Here is a 19628-nt window from a genome sequence, read left to right on the forward strand (position 1 = left end):
TCGCCGAAGTACTTCGTGATCGCTGCCGTCAGAGACGTCTTGCCGTGGTCAACGTGGCCGATCGTGCCGATGTTAACGTGCGGCTTGTTGCGCTCGAACTTACTCTTTGCCATTTGGGCTCTCCATTCTTTCAAGGTCCCGTGAGGGATCTAATTCTTGTTATCGGTCAATTGGTATTCCGGTCACTTCTGACCGGAATACTTTGCCTGGATTTCCGTTGCGACGTTCGACGGGACCGGCGCGTAGTGATCGAAGGTCATGGTGTACTGAGCACGGCCCTGTGACATGGAGCGCAGGTTATCGACGTACTTGAACATGTTCGCCAGCGGAACGTTGGCGGCGATGACTACGGCGATACCACGGCTCTCCTGGCCCTGGATCTGGCCACGGCGAGAGTTCAGGTCGCCGATAACGTCGCCGACGTAATCCTCAGGCGTGACGACTTCGACCTTCATCATCGGCTCGAGGAGCTGCGCACCGGCCTTCTTGGCTGCTTCACGGAAGCAAGCACGCGAGGCGATTTCGAACGCCAGAACCGACGAGTCGACGTCGTGGAAGGCACCATCGATGAGCGTCGCCTTGACGCCGAGCATCGGGAATCCAGCCAGCGGACCGGAAGACAGAACGCTTTCGATACCCTTCTGAACGCCCGGGATGTATTCCTTCGGAACCGCACCACCGACGATCTTGGACTCGAACTTGAAGTCTTCGCCATCCGGGTTCGGTTCGAAGACGATCTTGACGCGCGCGAACTGGCCGGTACCACCGGACTGCTTCTTGTGCGTGTAGTCTTCTTCGTGCTGGCGCGTGATGGTTTCGCGGTAGGCAACCTGCGGAGCACCGACGTTTGCTTCAACCTTGAATTCGCGACGCATGCGGTCGACGATGATGTCGAGGTGAAGTTCGCCCATGCCGGCGATGATCGTCTGGCCGGATTCCTGGTCGGTCTTGACGCGGAAGGACGGGTCTTCAGCAGCCAGGCGGTTGAGCGCGAGGCCCATCTTTTCCTGGTCGCCCTTGGACTTCGGCTCGATCGCGATCTGAATGACCGGCTCGGGGAATTCCATGCGCTCGAGAATAACAGGCTTCAGCGGATCGCAGAGCGTGTCACCCGTGGTGGTTTCCTTGAGACCAGCGAGAGCAACGATATCACCTGCGAAGGCTTCTTCGATGTCTTCACGCGAGTTCGAGTGCATCTGCAGCATACGGCCGACGCGCTCGCGCTTGTCCTTGACCGTGTTCAGAACCGACGAACCCTTTTCGAGCTTGCCGGAATAGATGCGTGCGAAGGTCAGCGAACCGACGAACGGGTCGTTCATGATCTTGAATGCGAGCATCGAAAGCGGCTCGGAGTCGTCAGCGTGACGCTCGATTTCGGCTTCCGTCTTGAAGTCGATGCCCTTGATCGCCGGAATATCGAGCGGCGACGGCAGGTAATCGACAACGGCGTCGAGCAGCGGCTGAACGCCCTTGTTCTTGAAGGCGGTACCGCAGAACATCGGGTGGAACTTGACGTCGATCGTGCCGCGACGGACGAGCGCGCGGATCTGATCATTGTCGGGCATGGTGCCTTCGAGGTAGGCTTCCATCGCGGCTTCGTCGATCTCGACAACAGTCTCGATCAGCTTTTCGCGATATTCCTCAGCCTTGGCCTTCATGTCTTCCGGGATTTCGACGACATCCCACTGGGCGCCGAGCGATTCATCGCGCCAGACGAGAGCGTTCATCTCGATCAGGTCGACAACGCCCTTGAAGTCGCTTTCTGCGCCGATCGGCAGCTGCATGACAACAGCCGTTGCACCGAGACGGGTCTTGATCATCTCAACCGAGCGGTAGAAGTCCGCGCCGGTCTTGTCCATCTTGTTGCAGAAGATCATGCGCGGAACATTGTACTTCTCAGCCTGGCGCCAGACGGTTTCCGTCTGCGGCTCAACACCGGCGTTGGCGTCGAGAAGAGCAATAGCACCGTCGAGAACGCGCAGCGAACGCTCGACTTCGATGGTGAAGTCGACGTGGCCGGGGGTGTCGATGATGTTGAAGCGGCGCATCTTGCCGTCACGGCCCTTCCAGAAGGTCGTCGTGGCAGCGGAGGTGATCGTGATACCACGCTCCTGCTCCTGCTCCATCCAGTCCATCGTGGCCGCGCCATCGTGCACTTCGCCGATCTTGTGCGACTTGCCGGTGTAGTAAAGGATACGCTCAGTCGTCGTCGTCTTGCCGGCGTCGATGTGCGCCATGATACCGAAATTTCGGTAGTCTTCGATTTTATATTCGCGAGCCATTGTGGACTGCCTTTCGAACCCGTTCGGGATTACCAGCGATAATGCGAGAACGCACGGTTGGCGTCAGCCATCTTGTGCGTGTCTTCGCGCTTCTTGACCGCGGAACCACGGTTGTTGGATGCATCGAGAAGCTCGCCCGACAGTCGGTCGATCATGGTCGTTTCGTTGCGCTTGCGCGCGGCAGCGATCAGCCAGCGGATGGCCAGGGCCTGACGGCGCTCCGGACGAACATCAACCGGAACCTGGTAGGTTGCACCACCAACACGGCGCGAACGGACTTCAACATGCGGAGCAACGTTGTCCAGAGCCTGATGGAACACGCCGAGCGGCTCCTGCTTGGACTTGCCCTGTACGGAGTCAAATGCGCCGTAGACAATGCTTTCAGCGACGGACTTCTTGCCGTCAAGCATGATTGCATTCATGAACTTGGTAACAACCAGATCGCCGAACTTCGGGTCCGGGTTGATCTCGCGCTTTTCTGCTCTGTGACGTCTGGACATACTTCTCGTCTCTTCAATTGTTAAAGGCGCTCTACCACGCGGAGGACCTCGCGCAGCGCCGGGATTTCAAAACCGAATTACTTCGGACGCTTCGCACCGTACTTCGATCGGCGCTGCTTGCGGTTCTTGACACCCTGGGTATCGAGAACGCCGCGGATGATGTGGTAACGAACACCCGGAAGGTCCTTAACACGGCCGCCGCGGATCATGACGACAGAGTGTTCCTGAAGGTTGTGGCCTTCACCGGGGATGTAACCAATGACTTCGAAGCCGTTGGTCAGGCGGATCTTTGCGACCTTACGGAGAGCCGAGTTTGGCTTCTTCGGCGTCGTCGTGTAGACGCGGGTGCAAACGCCGCGCTTCTGCGGGTTCTCCTGCAGGGCAGGAACCTTATTACGCTTTACGTTCGCCTGACGCGGCTTGCGGATAAGCTGGTTTACGGTAGGCATTCAACCATCCCTTACGTTTATATCTCAATCCCTTGCGGGCGTAACTCGCGCCGTCTCCGGCAAGATCACACGCTTGTCTCAATGCGCAAAACGTGGCCCGATCCGCTTTCGCAGATGGACCACTGAGAGCAGAGGACGCAAAAGACATGCGTCATGCGTGCAGGCATCATATCTTCAACGTGCGTTTCGAACCTTGTTTGAGGTGATCTCCGGGGCGCGTCGCCCCGAATGGCCATGCCTCACATGGGTCCGGATGGCGCGGGTACTACTGGTTTCCCGTCGTCTCGTCAAGGCCGTTAAGAAATAAACTTCGGCCAAACGCCTTGAAACCCGGCCACTACGCGCTCTTTTGGAGCTTCTAGGCGCATTCGCTGCCGCACAGCAAGATAAACTTGAGCATTGCAGCAAAAAGCGGCTATGGAATCACCGATTGCAGACGCTAAGCGCATGAAATCAGATTCAAATCTCGAATCGAAGGACATCCGATGATTACCGCCCCCGACAACGACAACATTTCCGAAGGCCCGATGGTGTTCATCATCATCGGCAAGGGCTATGAGTCCGACAACAGCGAGGGCGTCGATCTTCATATCATGCTCAAGGCCGCCGATGACGACAGCGCCGTGCGCGAGGCTCTGAATGCGCTTGCTGAAGAAGGTTTCATCGAGGCCGACCTCGACCAGATCGGCATGCTGACCGAAGTGCCGTCCGAGGAGCCTCACGCCTCCGCCTATCAGGGCGCCGTCGACGGCGAAGTCGCGATCATCCGCTTCAGCTGAGGCAACGATGAAGCCGGATGCGCTCAAGGTGCTGATCTATGCAACCTGGCGCGACCGGCTGCTGGTTTTCGATGAGCCGGACTTTCCGGAGATCGAGCTTCAGGTTCCGGGCGGCACGGTAGAAGCTGGCGAAGATATCGCCGCGGCAGCCCTTCGAGAGTTTTCGGAAGAAACGGGAATCCTGTCTAAGACTCCCCTCGCCCCGCTGGTTGTCAATGACTACCGTTTCTCCAAGGATGGCAACGACTTCTGCCACCGGCGACATTACTTCCACATTCCGCTTGAAGGTGAGCAGCCCCCCACCTGGCTGCATCGCGAAATGACGCCGTTCAGCGGCGGGGGTCCAATCCTGTTCCGTTTCTTCTGGCTCGGCTTCGACGATGCCCACATTCGGCTGGGCTACGGTATGGAGCAAGGGCTACCGCTGCTGAGCTGAGCCTCAGCTTGCTCCCCTGCAAAATCGAACTCAATCGGCATAGGGGGCGATCGATGTGATCGCACCCGCCCCGTGACGGCTAGTAATCTCCTATGCTGCCTTCGGCTGTCCTTCCATTCGCCGATACGTTTCGCCGCTCACCATAAGTTTTCCAGGCAATACCAGCAATCTTGTTAGCGAGCGCCACCGCAACCAGCTTAGGCTTTTTCCGTTGCAGCAGTTCGGTGAGCCATCGCGAAGCATGTCTGCTTTGGCCTGCTCCGACGTGTTGAAGAACGGCAGTTTTGCACCAACCACTAATACGCTTCTCAACATCTCATCGCCGGCACGAGTGATGCCCCCAAGCCCGACCTTGCCTGCAGTCGAATGATCTTTCGGTGTGAGGCCTATCCAATCTCGACCACACTTAAACATCCGAGGATCTGGGGTCTTCATCATCAAGAGGGATGCACCGACCGGGCCGACGCCGGGGATTTCGGCAAGACGCCTGCTGCATTCATCGGCGCGGTGCAGATCCATCCGCTTTTCCTCGATCCGCTTGATTTCCGAAAGCAGACCGCGATACTCATCACCATGCACAGCAAAAAGCTCTCGAGCAAGGTCCGGCAGCGACTGGTCTCCCGCTATTCGCTCCAATAGCGGTTCGATCCGACACATCCCGGAGGCCGCGACGATGCCAAATTCCATACCAAACCCGCGAATGGCATTGGCGAGCTGTGTCCGGTTGCGGATAAGTCTCTCTCGCATGCCAGCCAGCATCAAGGCTGCCTGCTGGTCGGCGGTTTTCACCGGAGCAAACCGCATCGTGGGGCGGCTCATCGCCTCGCACAAAGCTTCGGCATCCGCCGCGTCATTCTTGCCGCGTTTCACATACGGCTTCGTCAACTGAGGCGCGATCAATTTTACTTCGTGCCCGAGGCAACTTAATAACCTTGCCCAATGATGAGAGAGCCTCCGCACGCTTCGAGTGCGATGGTGGTAGGCGCCGTTTTCTCGAAGAATTTTACCATCTCCTTACGCGAGAACGTCTTGCGCAGGATTGGTTGCTCGACTGCATTCACGCCCTGCAATTGGAAAACGTTCTTTGACGTATCCATGCCAATTCGGATAATCTGTTCCACGGACGGTCTCCCTCGATTGAGCTTTCAACGAACTCACTCTGGCACATCGCGATGCCGTTGGGAGCCGTCCACCCCAACAGGTAAGAGCGCACTCCTTCACTGCACGACCGCCGGATTTACGCCACCGCCCATTGGTCACAAGAGCTTCGCGGTTTGTTGCCCGCTCGCCCTGGTCGGCATCGCCTCATATCCCGTTCTTGTCCATCGGCCCGCAGGTTCGATCCACGCTTCCTCCCCACCGTTGGTCACCCTGCCGCAGTTGCGCTTCACTTCCCTCACTGTGACCAGCTTTCGGTGGGACTTCCACCCACAAGAACCGCCCATGCTGGGCGCACAACAGAAAGCCGCCCGGATCGCTCCGGGCGGCTTCTCAATTCTTAAAACCAAGCTGCCGATTATTCGGCAGCCGGTGCGCTCTCGCCCGCGAGATCCTGCAGCATCGGCGTGGCGACATCGGCGCCCGTGCCCTTGCGGCGTTCCTCGAGGATCAACTCGTCGCGCGAGGTCGCGATGCGACGGATCTGGGTCATCGTGCCACCGGTACCGGCGGGGATCAGACGACCGACGATGACGTTTTCCTTCAGACCCTGCAGACCGTCGGTCTTGCCGGCGATTGCAGCTTCCGTCAGCACCTTCGTCGTTTCCTGGAAGGACGCGGCGGAGATGAACGACGGGGTCTGCAGCGACGCCTTGGTGATACCCAGCAGAACCGGATCGCCATAAGCAGGCTTCTTGCCCTGTTCGATCAGCGCATCGTTGACGTCTTCGAGCTCGATGCGGTCGACGTTGTCGCCGACGATGTAAGTCGAGTCGCCTGCATCGGTGATTTCCACCTTCTGCAGCATCTGACGGACAATCACTTCGATGTGCTTGTCGTTGATGACAACGCCCTGCAAGCGATAGACTTCCTGGATTTCGTTGACCAGGTACGAAGCGAGTGCTTCGACGCCCTTGATCGCCAGGATGTCGTGCGGAGCCGGGTTACCGTCGAGGATGTAGTCACCCTTCTCGATGTAGTCGCCTTCCTGAAGGTGGAAGGGTTTGCCCTTCGGGATCAGGTATTCGACAGGCTCGACACCGTCTTCCGCCGGCTCGATGATGACGCGACGCTTATTCTTGTAGTCGCGGCCGAGGCGGATCGTACCATCGATCTCAGCGATGATGGCGTGGTCCTTTGGACGACGAGCTTCGAACAGTTCGGCAACGCGCGGCAGACCGCCGGTGATGTCTTTGGTCTTGGCGCTTTCGAGCGGCGAACGTGCAAGCACGTCACCCTGAGACACCTTCTGACCCGGCTCGACCGACAGGATCGCGTCGACCGAGAGCAGGAAGCGGGCGTCACCACCACGGGACAGCTTCATGACGTTGCCGCTGGCATCCTTGATGACGATTGCCGGCTTGAGGTCCGAACCACGCGGGGTCGAACGCCAGTCGATAACCTGACGCTTGGTGATGCCGGTGGATTCGTCGGTCGCTTCGAGAACCGAGAGACCGTCGACGACGTCTTCGAACTGAACGGTACCGGCCACTTCCGTCATCATCGGACGGGTGTAGGGGTCCCACTCTGCCAGACGCTGACCGCGCTTGACCTTGTCGCCATCGTCGACATGCAGCTTCGAACCATAGGCGACGCGCTGCGAGGAGCGCTCGACACCACGCTCGTCCAGGATTTGGACGGTCATATTACGGCCCATGGCAACGAGGTTGCCATCCGAGTTGCGCAGCAGGTTGCGGTTCTTGATCTGAACCGTACCTTCGTACGAGGCTTCCAGGAACGACTGGTCAACCACGGTTGCCGTGCCACCAAGGTGGAATGTACGCATGGTGAGCTGCGTGCCCGGCTCGCCGATCGACTGAGCAGCGATAACACCGACTGCTTCACCCATGTTGACCGGAGTACCGCGTGCAAGGTCACGACCGTAGCAGACCGAGCAGACGCCCGTCTGGATTTCGCAGGTCAGTGCCGAACGGATACGGATCGACTGGATACCAGCCTTCTCGATCTCGATGACATCGGGCTCGAGGATCATCTTGCCGGCATCGACGATACGCTCGCCAGTGACCGGATGATCGATATCATCAAGGGCGGTACGGCCGAGGATACGAGCGCCGAGCGACGCAACGACCTGACCGGCATCAACGATGGCGGTCATGGTCAGGCCCTTGTCGGTGCCGCAATCGACCGAGTTGACGATGCAATCCTGGGCGACGTCGACGAGACGACGGGTCAGGTAACCGGAGTTCGCGGTCTTCAAGGCGGTGTCTGCCAGACCCTTACGGGCGCCGTGCGTCGAGTTGAAGTACTCGTTGACGGTCAGGCCTTCCTTGAAGTTCGACGTGATCGGCGTTTCGATGATTTCGCCCGACGGCTTGGCCATGAGGCCGCGCATGCCGCCCAGCTGACGCATCTGGTTCGGAGAACCACGAGCGCCCGAGTGGGACATCATATAGATGGCGTTCATTGGCTTCTGACGACCGGTGTTCGGATCGAATTCGACGGCCTTAATGCGGGCCATCATGTCTTCGGCAACCTTTTCGGTGGCCTTGCCCCAGGCGTCGACAACCTTGTTGTACTTTTCGCCCTGCGTGATCAGACCGTCATTGTACTGCTGCTCGTATTCCTTCACCAGGTTTTCGGTGTCGGCAACGATCTTCGCCTTGGTTTCCGGAATGACCATGTCGTCCTTGCCGAACGAAATGCCGGCGCGGCAGGCATGGGTGAAGCCGAGCTGCATGATGCGGTCGCAGAAAATGACTGTGTCCTTCTGGCCGCAATGGCGGTAGACCGCGTCGATCATCTTGGAGATGTTCTTCTTAGTCATTTCCTGGTTGCAGACGTCGAAGGTCACCTTGCCGTTCTTCGGCAGGAGTTCGCCGATGAGCAAGCGGCCCGGAGTCGTTTCATAGATCTTCGAGTACGGCTTGCCGTCCTCGTCGACCGACTTGAAGCGGCCGCGGATCTTGGTGTGCAGCGTCACGACCTTGTTTTCGAGCGCGTGATGCAGCTCGCCGAGGTCGGAGAAGGCCATGCCTTCGCCCGGCTCGTTCTGGTTCATGATCGAGAGGTAGTAAAGGCCAAGAACCATGTCCTGCGACGGAACGATAATCGGTGCACCGTTTGCAGGGTGCAGGATGTTGTTCGTCGACATCATCAGAACGCGGGCTTCGAGCTGGGCTTCAAGCGACAGCGGCACGTGAACAGCCATCTGGTCACCGTCGAAGTCGGCGTTGAATGCCGTGCAGACGAGCGGGTGCAGCTGGATGGCCTTGCCTTCGACCAGCGTGGGTTCGAAGGCCTGGATGCCCAGGCGGTGCAGCGTCGGTGCGCGGTTCAGGAGAACCGGATGCTCGCGGATGACCTCGTCGAGGATATCCCAAACCTCAGGCTTTTCCTTTTCAACCAGCTTCTTGGCCTGCTTGACGGTCGAGGAGTAACCCTTGGCGTCGAGGCGGGCATAGATGAACGGCTTGAACAGCTCGAGCGCCATCTTCTTCGGAAGACCGCACTGGTGCAGCTTCAGTTCCGGACCGGTCACGATGACCGAGCGGCCGGAATAGTCGACGCGCTTGCCGAGCAGGTTCTGGCGGAAGCGGCCCTGCTTGCCCTTGAGCATGTCGGACAGCGACTTCAGCGGACGCTTATTGGCGCCGGTGATGACGCGGCCACGGCGGCCGTTGTCGAACAGCGCGTCCACAGATTCCTGCAGCATGCGCTTTTCGTTGCGGATGATGATGCCCGGAGCGCGCAGTTCGATCAGGCGCTTCAGACGGTTGTTACGGTTGATGACGCGGCGATACAGATCGTTCAGGTCCGACGTCGCGAAACGGCCGCCGTCGAGCGGAACGAGCGGACGCAGATCCGGCGGGATGACCGGAACGACTTTCATGATCATCCATTCCGGGCGGTTGCCGGATTCCATGAAGTTCTCGACGATCTTCAAGCGCTTCATCAGCTTCTTCTGCTTGAGGTCCGACGTGGTGTCGGCAAGCTCGGAGCGCAGATCGCCAGCGATCTTCTCAAGGTTCATCGATGCCAGCATCTCGTAGATGGCTTCAGCACCGATCATGGCCGTGAACTGGTCTTCGCCGTATTCGTCAACGGCGAGCATGTACTCTTCTTCCGTCAGGAGCTGGTGCTCCTTGAGCGCGGTCAGGCCCGGCTCGGTGACGATGTAGTGTTCGAAGTAGAGAACGCGCTCGACATCCTTCAGCGTCATGTCGAGCAGCGTGGAAATGCGGCTCGGCAGCGACTTCAGGAACCAGATGTGGGCAACGGGAGCGGCGAGCTCGATATGGCCCATGCGCTCACGGCGAACGCGCGACAGCGTGACTTCAACGCCGCACTTTTCGCAGATGATGCCCTTGTACTTCATGCGCTTGTACTTACCGCAAAGGCACTCGTAGTCCTTGATCGGTCCGAAGATGCGCGCGCAGAAGAGACCGTCGCGTTCCGGCTTGAACGTGCGGTAGTTGATGGTTTCCGGCTTCTTGATCTCACCGTAAGACCAGGAAAGAATCTTCTCCGGAGAAGCAATCGAAATCCGGATGGAATCGAAGTTCTGTGCAGGCACCTGCGGATTGAAAAGATTCATGACCTCTTGGTTCATGCCTGTCTCCTTCATGGGCGGATGCGCCCTTATCTTGCATGGACGGCGGCAAATCCCGGGAGCCGCGCCAACGCTCAAAACGACAATAACCGCAGAATGCGGCGAAATCGTCCCTGCTCGGCCGACACGTAAGGGGCCAGAGCGGGAACGGTGTGCGCTGCGTTACAGCGCACACCCTATCGGTGGTTACTCGGCAGCGTCCGGCAACTGGCTGGCCTGCTGCTCCTCGAGCTTCGAATTCTCGAGTTCGACGGAGAGACCAAGCGAGCGCATTTCCTTGACGAGAACGTTGAAGCTTTCCGGAATACCGGCTTCGAACGTGTCGTCGCCACGGACGATGGCTTCGTAGACCTTGGTACGGCCGGCAACGTCGTCCGACTTGACCGTGAGCATTTCCTGCAGCGTGTAGGCTGCACCGTATGCTTCCAGAGCCCAGACTTCCATTTCGCCGAAGCGCTGACCGCCGAACTGCGCCTTGCCGCCCAGCGGCTGCTGGGTAACGAGCGAGTAAGGACCGATCGAACGAGCGTGGATCTTGTCGTCGACCAGGTGGTTCAGCTTGATCATGTACATGTAGCCGACGGTGACCTTGCGGTCGAAGGGCTCGCCGGTACGGCCGTCGTACAGAACCGACTGACCGGACTCGTGCAGACCTGCTTTCTTCAGCATCGAGGCAACGTCAGGCTCATGCGCACCGTCGAAGACCGGCGTTGCGATGGAGACGCCCCTGCGGGACTGTTCAGCCAGCTTGACGAGCGATGCATCATCAAAGTTGGCGACTTCGTCCTTGGCCTGCGACGCGTAGACTTCCGTCAGTTCCGTCTTCAGGTCGGTGATGTCCATCGTCTTGCGGTATTCGTCGAGCAGTTCGCCGATCTTCTTACCCATGCCGGCGCAAGCCCAGGCAAGGTGGGTTTCGAGGATCTGCCCGACGTTCATGCGCGAAGGCACGCCCAGCGGGTTCAAGCAGATGTCGACATGCGTACCGTCTTCGAGGAACGGCATGTCCTCGACAGGCACAATGCGCGAGACGACGCCCTTGTTGCCGTGACGGCCGGCCATCTTGTCGCCCGGCTGGATCTTGCGCTTAACAGCAACGAAGACCTTGACCATCTTCATGACGCCGGGAGGCATTTCGTCGCCGCGCTGAACCTTCTCGACCTTGTCCATGAAGCGCTGTTCGAGGCGCGACTTGGATTCGTCGTACTGGCCGCGGAGAGCTTCGAGTTCGCCCTGGACCTTCTCGTCCTCGACAGCGAACATCCACCACTGCGAGCGAGGATATTCCGAGACTACGGCGTTCGAAAGCTCGGTGCCCTTCTTGAAGCCCTTCGGGCCGGCGAGTGCGACCTGGCCGCGCAGCATGTCGACCAGACGGCCGTAGACGTTACGGTCGAGGATCGCCTGCTCGTCGTCGCGGTCCTTTGCAAGACGCTCGATCTCTTCGCGCTCGATCGCCATCGCGCGCTCGTCCTTTTCAACGCCGTGGCGGTTGAAGACGCGCACTTCGACGATCGTCCCGTAGGTGCCGGGCGGCATACGCATGGACGTATCGCGAACGTCGGAAGCCTTTTCACCGAAGATGGCGCGCAGGAGCTTTTCTTCCGGCGTCATCGGGCTCTCACCCTTCGGCGTGATCTTGCCGACGAGAATGTCGCCGGGCTGAACTTCGGCGCCGATATAGACGATGCCGGCTTCGTCCAGGTTCTTCAGCGCTTCTTCCGAGACGTTCGGAATGTCGCGCGTGATTTCTTCCGGACCAAGCTTGGTGTCACGCGCCATCACTTCGAATTCTTCGATGTGGATGGAGGTGAACACGTCGTCAGCAACGATCCGCTCGGACATTAGGATCGAGTCTTCGTAGTTGTAACCGTTCCACGGCATGAACGCGACGAGCGCGTTACGGCCGAGAGCAAGGTCGCCCAGGTCCGTCGACGGACCGTCGGCGAGGATGTCGCCACGGTTGACAACGTCACCCACGGTGACCAGCGGACGCTGGTTGACGCAGGTGTTCTGGTTCGAACGCTGGAACTTCTGCAGGCGGTAGATATCGACACCGGACTTGCCAGCTTCGAGGTCTTCCGTCGCACGGATAACGATACGCGTCGCGTCGACCTGGTCGACCACGCCGCCGCGACGGGCGCCGATAGCAGCACCGGAGTCGCGAGCGACGACCGGCTCCATGCCGGTGCCGACGAACGGAGCTTCAGCACGCAGCAGCGGAACGGCCTGACGCTGCATGTTCGAGCCCATGAGAGCGCGGTTGGCGTCGTCGTTTTCCAGGAACGGGATGAGAGCCGCTGCGACCGAAACAACCTGCTTCGGCGAAACGTCCATCAGGTTCATGCTGTCGCGCGGAGCGAGCATAACTTCGCCGGCATGACGGCAGACGACGAATTCGTCGGTGAAGGAACCATCGGCGCCAAGCTCGGCGTTTGCCTGTGCAACGTAGTACTTCGCTTCTTCCATGGCGGAGAGGTAAAGAACGTCGTTCGTCACCTTGCCATCAACGATGCGGCGGTACGGGCTTTCGATGAAGCCATACTTGTTGACGCGGGCGAAGGTCGCAAGCGAGTTGATCAGACCGATGTTCGGGCCTTCCGGCGTTTCGATCGGGCAAATGCGGCCGTAGTGGGTCGGATGAACGTCGCGGACTTCAAAGCCTGCGCGCTCGCGCGTCAGACCACCCGGGCCAAGAGCCGATAGACGACGCTTGTGGGTGATTTCCGAAAGCGGGTTCACTTGGTCCATGAACTGCGACAGCTGCGAGGAGCCGAAGAATTCGCGAACGGCAGCAGCTGCCGGCTTCGCGTTGATCAGGTCCTGCGGCATGACCGTGTCGATTTCGATCGACGACATACGTTCCTTGATCGCGCGCTCCATACGGAGCAGGCCGAGACGGTACTGGTTTTCCATCAATTCGCCGACAGAGCGAACACGACGGTTGCCTAGGTTGTCGATGTCGTCGATTTCGCCCTTGCCGTCGCGCAGTTCGACCAACATCTTGACCACGGCCAGGATGTCGTCCTTGCGCAGGATGCGGACGGTGTCTTCGACGTCGAGGTCGAGGCGCATGTTCATCTTGACGCGGCCAACGGCGGAGAGGTCGTAGCGCTCCGCATCGAAGAACAGCGAGTTGAACATGGCTTCAGCCGAGTCCATTGTCGGCGGTTCACCCGGACGCATGACGCGGTAGATGTCGAACAGAGCGTCCTGGCGGTTCTCGTTCTTGTCCGCCGTGAGCGTGTTGCGGATATAGGCGCCGACGTTGATGTGGTCGATGCCGAGAACCGGGATCTCGTCGAAACCGTTCTGGAGAATGATCGGAAGGGTCTTCTCATCGATCTCGTCGCCGGCCTCGAGGTAGATTTCACCTGTCGAGTAGTTGACGATGTCTTCGGCGAGGTAGTTGCCGTACAGATCTTCGTCGGTCGCCTTCAGAGCCTTGAGGCCCTTGTCAGCGAGCTGACGGAGCAGACGCGGAGTCAGCTTTTTGCCTGCTTCGACAACGACTTCGCCGGTGTCGGCGTCAACCATTTCGGTGATTGCCTTGGCACCCTTGAGAGTCTCCGGCGTAAACGGAATACGCCAGCCCTTGCCGTCGCGCTGATAGTCGGACTTCGTGTAGAAGGTCGACAGGATCTCTTCTCCGTCCATGCCGAGCGCCATAAGCAGCGAGGTCACGGGGATCTTGCGGCGACGATCGATACGGGCATAGACGATGTCCTTGGCGTCGAACTCGATGTCGAGCCAGGAACCGCGGTACGGGATCACGCGGGCAGCGAAGAGCAGCTTGCCGGAAGAATGGCTCTTGCCCTTGTCGTGATCGAAGAAGACGCCCGGCGAACGGTGCATCTGGGACACGATAACGCGCTCGGTGCCGTTGACGATGAACGTACCGTTGTTGGTCATGAGCGGCATGTCGCCCATGTAGACCGACTGCTCCTTGATGTCCTTGATGGACTTCGCACCCGTATCTTCGTCGATATCGAACACGATCAGACGGAGAGTAACCTTCAGCGGCGCGGCGTAGGTCAGGTCGCGCTGACGGCATTCGTCGACGTCGAACTTTGGCGGTTCGAATTCATAAGACACGAATTCCAGCATGGAAGCGCCGGAGAAATCCGTGATCGGGAAAACGGACTTGAAGACAGCCTGAAGGCCTTCGTCAGGGCGACCGCCCTTGGGCTCTTCAACCATCAGGAATTGATCATACGATGCCTTTTGAACCTCGATGAGGTTCGGCATCTCTGTGACTTCTGGGATCTTACCGAAAAACTTGCGTACGCGCCTACGACCATTGAACGAAAGGGTCTGAGCCATCGTCGCTCCTTCAAAATTGCATCCGGGCCTGCAACGGACGGGAACCGATGGCCAGTCGACCCCGTCAATCATGAGTAGTTCAATCTCGTCTCACTTCCCGAAATGCGAGGCCGGATTGCCTTCGCGTCTCGGTTCGAGACCATCCTCTTGAAGAACCCATTACCCAAAAGCCGTTTTCACGCGGCTTTTGGGTAATTCGTTCAACGAAACGACAAATGGGAGGCGGGAAATCCCACCCCCCAGATGTAGTTCAAGATTACTTAACGTCGACCTTAGCGCCGGCGTCTTCAAGCTTCTTCTTGATGTCGGCAGCTTCAGCCTTGGAAACGGCTTCCTTGACAGCCTTCGGAGCGCCTTCGACGAGGTCCTTGGCTTCCTTGAGGCCGAGGCCGGTGATGCCACGAACTTCCTTGATGACGTTGATCTTGTTAGCGCCGGCATCCGTGAGGATGACGTCGAACTCGGTCTTTTCTTCTTCAGCAGCAGCAGCAGCACCTGCACCGCCAGCAACAGCAGCAACAGCTACCGGAGCAGCAGCGGAAACGCCCCACTTTTCTTCGAGAAGCTTGGACAGTTCTGCAGCTTCAAGAACGGTCAGCGAGGAGAGGTCGTCTACGATCTTTGCGAGATCAGCCATGTTATCAGTTCCTTTTGTTCGGTTCGAACCGGTTGTTTATAAACAGCAAAAAACCGCCTTATGCGGCTTCGTCCTTCTTGGCGTAAGCCGAAAACACGCGAGCAAGCTGGCTTGCAGGTGCTGCAACAACGCCTGCGATGCGGGTAGCCGGAGTCTGGATCATGCCCAGCAGCTTCGCGCGCAGTTCGTCCAACGACGGCAGGGTCGCAAGCGACTTGACTGCATCAGCGTTGAGCGTCGTTGTTCCCATGGCGCCGCCCAAAACAACGATCTTATCGTTGGTCTTGGCGAAATCCACGACGACTTTCGGAGCGGTGATCGGGTCATTGCTGTAAGCAATGAGCGTCTGACCGGTGAAGAGACCAGAGATCCCTTCCGCTTCCGTACCCTGAAGGGCGATTTTGGCCAGGCGGTTCTTCGCGACTTTGACGGTACCGCCAGCTGCGCGCATCTTGGAACGGAAGTCGTTCATCTGCGCGACTGTAGCACCAGCATAGTGGGCCACGACAACCGAGCCCGAAGCCTTGAAGACTTCGTTCAGTTCCGTGACGAATTCGCGTTTTTCCGCTCTTTCCACTGCCTATCTCCAGTTGGCAGGACCTTTTTGACGGGCCCCACCGGGTTGCCTTTTGCCTCCTGGGATCAGAAGCGATCCCAAGCGACGCTTGAGGATCCTGTCCCCTCGCGCTTCGCGCCAAAGAAAGGCCGAAGGCACAAGGCATCCAAGGCTCGAACCAAATTCCTAGAAGCAGAACTTCATGCAATTCGGGTCTTACCCGTCTCATGCAGGCCAAGTGATTAAGGGAAAACCACCTGCAATCTCGGACAGGATTCCGGATTTCTCCGGAATACTCCGGCCCCTTTCGAGGCCGGAATTCTTTAGCCGGGCCGAAGCCCGGCGAAACTCACTTAAGCGGCCGTAACAGACGACGGGTCGATCTTGACGCCCGGGCCCATGGTCGAAGAGATCGCTACGCGCTTGACGTAGTTGCCCTTCGCGCCAGCCGGCTTCGCCTTGATGACAGCGTCAGCGAAGGCTCGGATGTTTTCTTCCAGAGCCTTGGCATCGAAGGATGCCTTGCCAACGCCAGCGTGAACGATACCAGCCTTTTCGACGCGGAACTCGACAGCGCCGCCCTTCGATGCCTTGACAGCACCGGCAACGTCCATCGTAACGGTACCAACCTTCGGGTTCGGCATCATGCCACGCGGGCCGAGAACCTTACCGAGGCGGCCGACGAGCGGCATCATGTCCGGGGTCGCGATGCAGCGATCGAAATCGATCTTGCCGCCCTGGACGATTTCGACGAGCTCTTCAGCACCGACGACATCTGCGCCAGCAGCCTTGGCTTCGTCAGCCTTGGCTCCGCGAGCAAAGACAGCAACGCGAACGTCGCGGCCCGTGCCGTTCGGCAGGTTGACAACGCCGCGGACCATCTGGTCTGCGTGACGCGGATCAACGCCGAGATTCATGGCGACTTCGATGGTTTCATCGAACTTCGCGACCGCGCGCTCCTTGACCATGCCAATGGCGAGAGTCAGAGCGTAGAGCTTCGTGGGATCAACACCTTCGTTGATCTTCTTCGTGCGCTTGCCAGCCATGGTCTTATCCTACCACTTCCAGGCCCATGGCGCGGGCAGAGCCCTCGATCATCGCCATTGCACCTTCGATATCCGCTGCGTTGAGATCCTTCATCTTGGCTTCGGCGATCGACTTGATCTGAGCCTTGGTGAGCTTTCCGGCAGTCGCGCCCTTGCCAGGCGTCTTCGAACCGGACTGGATCTTCGCTTCCTTCTTGAGGAAGTAGCTGACGGGCGGCTGCTTCATCGCGAAGGTGAAAGACTTGTCCTGGTAATAGGTAATGACGACCGGGATCGGCATACCCTTTTCCATTTCCTGCGTAGCGGCGTTGAACGCCTTGCAGAATTCCATGATGTTAATGCCACGCTGACCAAGCGCCGGGCCGATTGGCGGGGACGGGTTTGCCGATCCTGCCTTGACCTGAAGCTTGAGCTGGCCTGCAACTTTCTTAGCCATATCTCTCTGCCTTTCATTGATGGCCGGTTACCCGACCAAGATGCCGGATCGCTCCGGCGGCTGCGGTTGCGTGGTTCGGATCCCGGGCCCGGCTAAGACCCCTCACCTTCCACGCGGTTTGCGGCTTTCGCCGCGGACGATCAGACCTTTTCGACCTGAGCATATTCCAGTTCGACCGGTGTAGCGCGGCCGAAGATCGACACTTCCACCTTCAGGCGCGAACGCTCTTCGTCCACATCCTGAACCGTGCCATTGAACGAAGCGAACGGACCGTCGGAAACGCGGACCTGCTCGCCAATCTCGAAGGTAACAGATGCCTTCGGCCGCTCCACACCCTCCTGGACTTGACCGAGAATGCGCTCGGCTTCGGAATCCGGAATCGGAACGGGCTTGTTGTCGGAGCCGAGGAAGCCAGTGACCTTCGGCGTATTCTTGATCAGGTGGTAGGCCTCATCGGTCAGATCCGCACGAACCATGACATAGCCCGGGAAGAACTTTCGCTCGCTGTCGACCTTGCGACCGCGACGAACCTCAACCACCTTTTCGGTCGGGACGAGAATCTTTTCGAACAGGTGCTCGAGGCCCTTCTGACGAGCCTTATTCTCGATGTCTTCCGCGACCTTCTTCTCAAAATTAGAATATGCGTGGACGATATACCAACGTGCCGCCATGTTATATCTCCACCCGATCAGCTGCCAACGTTGAGCACGAAGCTCAGAACCCAGCCAATAAGCTGGTCCGCGGCAAAAAAGAACAGCGCGGCAAAGATCACCATTACAAGCACCATGACCGTGGAGATCATCGTCTCGCGGCGCGACGGCCAGGTAACTTTCAACGTCTCGGAGCGAACCTGCTGTAGAAACGCAAACGGATTAGTTTTGGATGCCATCGACTGCCCACGCAATTACGGCGCGTAAAGCTGAACATATCAGCCCCACGCACCGCGTGTCTGTTGAACCCTACATAAACATCGATTCCCAATTGCACAAGAGGGAAACCGAAGTTTAACGAACTTAGCCATACGTCGCCTTTCCGGCCGAACTGCAGCGAGATGTCCGCGCAACTCGTTCAAGCAAGATGGCAGGGGCAGAGGGGCTCGAACCCACGACCTGCGGTTTTGGAGACCGCCGCTCTACCAACTGAGCTATACCCCTTTACGCTTTACATTCAGCTTCTTGACCGGACCGGCCGCGAAGCGCAACTGCAAGCATGGCGCTCCTTTAAGGCGGCGGCGCAGGATTGGCAAGTGCGTTTTTCTATTTTTCCAATCCCGCGTCGCGGAAACGCCTGCGATCAGACTTTCACATATTTGCGCCAGTCGTGCTCTTCCTTGAAACCAAGCACTTCGCGGATCTTGCGGTTGGAGAGCAGGCCCTCGTATTCGCCGATTTCGCGTGTGAACGGCACATTCGGATAGAATCGCCTGGCGAGTTCCTTCGACGGCGTGTTGGCCGAGACGGTGTCGTTCGCGGCGTTGAAGACCTGGAAGCCCAAACCGTCCTTCTCGATGCAGAGGTGGCAGATCTGCCCGAGGTCGCGGGCGTCGATATAGCTCCAGGCGATGCGCTTGCGCATTTCGGGGTTGGCGAAATAGGTCGGAAACCTCTCGTACTCATGCGGCTCGATGACATTGCCGATGCGCAGCGCGTAGATGTCGAAACCCGAGCGTTCGGCAAAGGCACGCGCTGTCTTCTCGTTCACGACCTTGGAGAGACCGTAAGAATCCATCGGGTTGACGTCATAGTCTTCCTCCAGCGGAAACTGATGGAAGTCGCGATGGCCTTCCGCAAAGCAGACCCCGTAGGTTGTCTCGCTGGAGGCAACGATGATCTTGCGGATGCCGAGCTTCACCGCGGCCTCGATGACATTGTAGGTGCCCATCGTGTTGATGCGGAACGTTTCGTTGTCAGGCTTGATGAGAATGCGCGGGATTGCCGCGAAATGCACCACGGCGTCGAAGGGTTGGACGCCCCTGCCCGCATCGAGGTCGGGAAAGTCGCGGTGCATCGAAAGCGCGTTGAAGATCTGGCCGCTGTCGGTGATGTCGGCAATCAGGTTGGTCACGCCGGGGCTATCAAGCGGCACCAGATCGACGTTATGAACCTCGTAGCCGGCATTGACGAGCCACGGCACCGCATGGCGCCCTGCCTTGCCCGAACCACCTGTGAAGAGAATGCGCTTTTTCATCATGTCCTCCCTTATGAAATCGGAGGGATAGATAAAGGCTTTGCGTTCAAGCGCAAGGCCACTACCCGGCTTTGCGTTGTCACCAGACAGTGATGCCTAATTCAAATGACAGATACAGAAAGGGGCCCCGCTGTTTCCAGCGGAGCCCCTTCTTAGATCCGGATAAACCGAAGCTTACTCGACGATCGAGGCGACGATGCCGGCGCCGACGGTACGGCCGCCTTCGCGGATAGCGAAGCGCAGCTTTTCTTCCATCGCGATCGGAACGA

Annotated in this window: 15 protein-coding genes, 1 tRNA gene and 2 pseudogenes; 2 read left to right on the plus strand and 16 right to left on the minus strand. The window is 58.6% G+C overall.

Features of this window, described 5'->3' with window-relative positions:
- The 4 genes from RHIBUN_RS36115 to rpsL all read right to left on the minus strand — a co-directional run.
- The coding region (locus RHIBUN_RS36115) for a GTP-binding protein (RefSeq protein ID WP_134887344.1) at positions 1-113 on the minus strand (113 nt) is incomplete at its 3' end.
- 69 nt (positions 114-182) lie between these two features.
- Positions 183-2282: an elongation factor G gene (fusA, locus tag RHIBUN_RS0131525; RefSeq protein WP_025662696.1), complete on the minus strand. Its 2100-nt coding sequence runs from the start codon at positions 2280-2282 to the stop codon at positions 183-185.
- A gap of 29 nt (positions 2283-2311) precedes the next feature.
- A complete protein-coding gene (gene rpsG / locus RHIBUN_RS0131530; RefSeq protein WP_018860448.1) occupies positions 2312-2782 on the minus strand; it encodes a 30S ribosomal protein S7 in 471 nt (156 codons plus the stop codon).
- A 77-nt stretch (positions 2783-2859) separates the two neighbouring features.
- Positions 2860-3231, minus strand: coding sequence for a 30S ribosomal protein S12 (gene rpsL, locus RHIBUN_RS0131535; RefSeq protein ID WP_003547537.1), 372 nt, complete (start codon positions 3229-3231; stop codon positions 2860-2862).
- Positions 3232-3716: 485 nt separating this feature from the next.
- On the opposite strand from rpsL, the gene RHIBUN_RS0131540 reads away from it, so the two are divergent.
- Both RHIBUN_RS0131540 and RHIBUN_RS0131545 read left to right on the plus strand, forming a co-directional pair.
- Positions 3717-4010, plus strand: coding sequence for a hypothetical protein (locus RHIBUN_RS0131540; RefSeq protein ID WP_025662697.1), 294 nt, complete (start codon positions 3717-3719; stop codon positions 4008-4010).
- Between the two features lie 7 nt (positions 4011-4017).
- Positions 4018-4446: an NUDIX domain-containing protein gene (locus RHIBUN_RS0131545; protein WP_025662698.1), complete on the plus strand. Its 429-nt coding sequence runs from the start codon at positions 4018-4020 to the stop codon at positions 4444-4446.
- A gap of 90 nt (positions 4447-4536) precedes the next feature.
- Here RHIBUN_RS0131545 and RHIBUN_RS34530 read toward each other — a convergent pair.
- From RHIBUN_RS34530 to RHIBUN_RS36125, 12 genes and pseudogenes are all read right to left on the minus strand, one after another.
- Positions 4537-5567: pseudogene (locus tag RHIBUN_RS34530) on the minus strand (IS110 family transposase).
- Positions 5568-5962: 395 nt separating this feature from the next.
- Positions 5963-10174: a DNA-directed RNA polymerase subunit beta' gene (gene rpoC, locus RHIBUN_RS0131555; protein ID WP_018860304.1), complete on the minus strand. Its 4212-nt coding sequence runs from the start codon at positions 10172-10174 to the stop codon at positions 5963-5965.
- Positions 10175-10360: 186 nt separating this feature from the next.
- Positions 10361-14497, minus strand: coding sequence for a DNA-directed RNA polymerase subunit beta (gene rpoB / locus RHIBUN_RS0131560; RefSeq protein WP_025662699.1), 4137 nt, complete (start codon positions 14495-14497; stop codon positions 10361-10363).
- Positions 14498-14753: 256 nt separating this feature from the next.
- Positions 14754-15134 carry a 50S ribosomal protein L7/L12 gene (gene rplL / locus RHIBUN_RS0131565; protein ID WP_018860302.1) on the minus strand — a complete coding sequence of 127 codons (381 nt, stop codon included), beginning with the start codon at positions 15132-15134 and terminating at the stop codon, positions 14754-14756.
- Positions 15135-15192: 58 nt separating this feature from the next.
- Positions 15193-15711 (minus strand): 50S ribosomal protein L10, encoded by a 519-nt coding sequence (gene rplJ, locus RHIBUN_RS0131570; protein ID WP_016553543.1) that lies wholly within the window; start codon positions 15709-15711, stop codon positions 15193-15195.
- A gap of 332 nt (positions 15712-16043) precedes the next feature.
- Positions 16044-16736: a 50S ribosomal protein L1 gene (rplA, locus tag RHIBUN_RS0131575; protein WP_018860301.1), complete on the minus strand. Its 693-nt coding sequence runs from the start codon at positions 16734-16736 to the stop codon at positions 16044-16046.
- A gap of 4 nt (positions 16737-16740) precedes the next feature.
- Complete coding sequence (gene rplK, locus RHIBUN_RS0131580) at positions 16741-17172, minus strand: 50S ribosomal protein L11 (RefSeq protein ID WP_007531592.1); 432 nt, start codon at positions 17170-17172, stop codon at positions 16741-16743.
- 140 nt (positions 17173-17312) lie between these two features.
- Complete coding sequence (gene nusG, locus RHIBUN_RS0131585; RefSeq protein ID WP_018860300.1) at positions 17313-17843, minus strand: transcription termination/antitermination protein NusG; 531 nt, start codon at positions 17841-17843, stop codon at positions 17313-17315.
- A gap of 17 nt (positions 17844-17860) precedes the next feature.
- Positions 17861-18061 carry a preprotein translocase subunit SecE gene (gene secE / locus RHIBUN_RS0131590; RefSeq protein ID WP_018860299.1) on the minus strand — a complete coding sequence of 67 codons (201 nt, stop codon included), beginning with the start codon at positions 18059-18061 and terminating at the stop codon, positions 17861-17863.
- A 189-nt stretch (positions 18062-18250) separates the two neighbouring features.
- A tRNA-Trp gene (locus tag RHIBUN_RS0131595) sits at positions 18251-18326 on the minus strand.
- Positions 18327-18465: 139 nt separating this feature from the next.
- Complete coding sequence (locus tag RHIBUN_RS0131600) at positions 18466-19359, minus strand: NAD(P)-dependent oxidoreductase (protein WP_025662700.1); 894 nt, start codon at positions 19357-19359, stop codon at positions 18466-18468.
- A 174-nt stretch (positions 19360-19533) separates the two neighbouring features.
- Positions 19534-19628, minus strand: a pseudogene (locus RHIBUN_RS36125) (elongation factor Tu); the annotation flags it as partial.

The organism is Rhizobium sp. IBUN, assembly GCF_000510625.1.
Classification (GTDB): Bacteria; Pseudomonadota; Alphaproteobacteria; order Rhizobiales; family Rhizobiaceae; genus Rhizobium; species Rhizobium altiplani.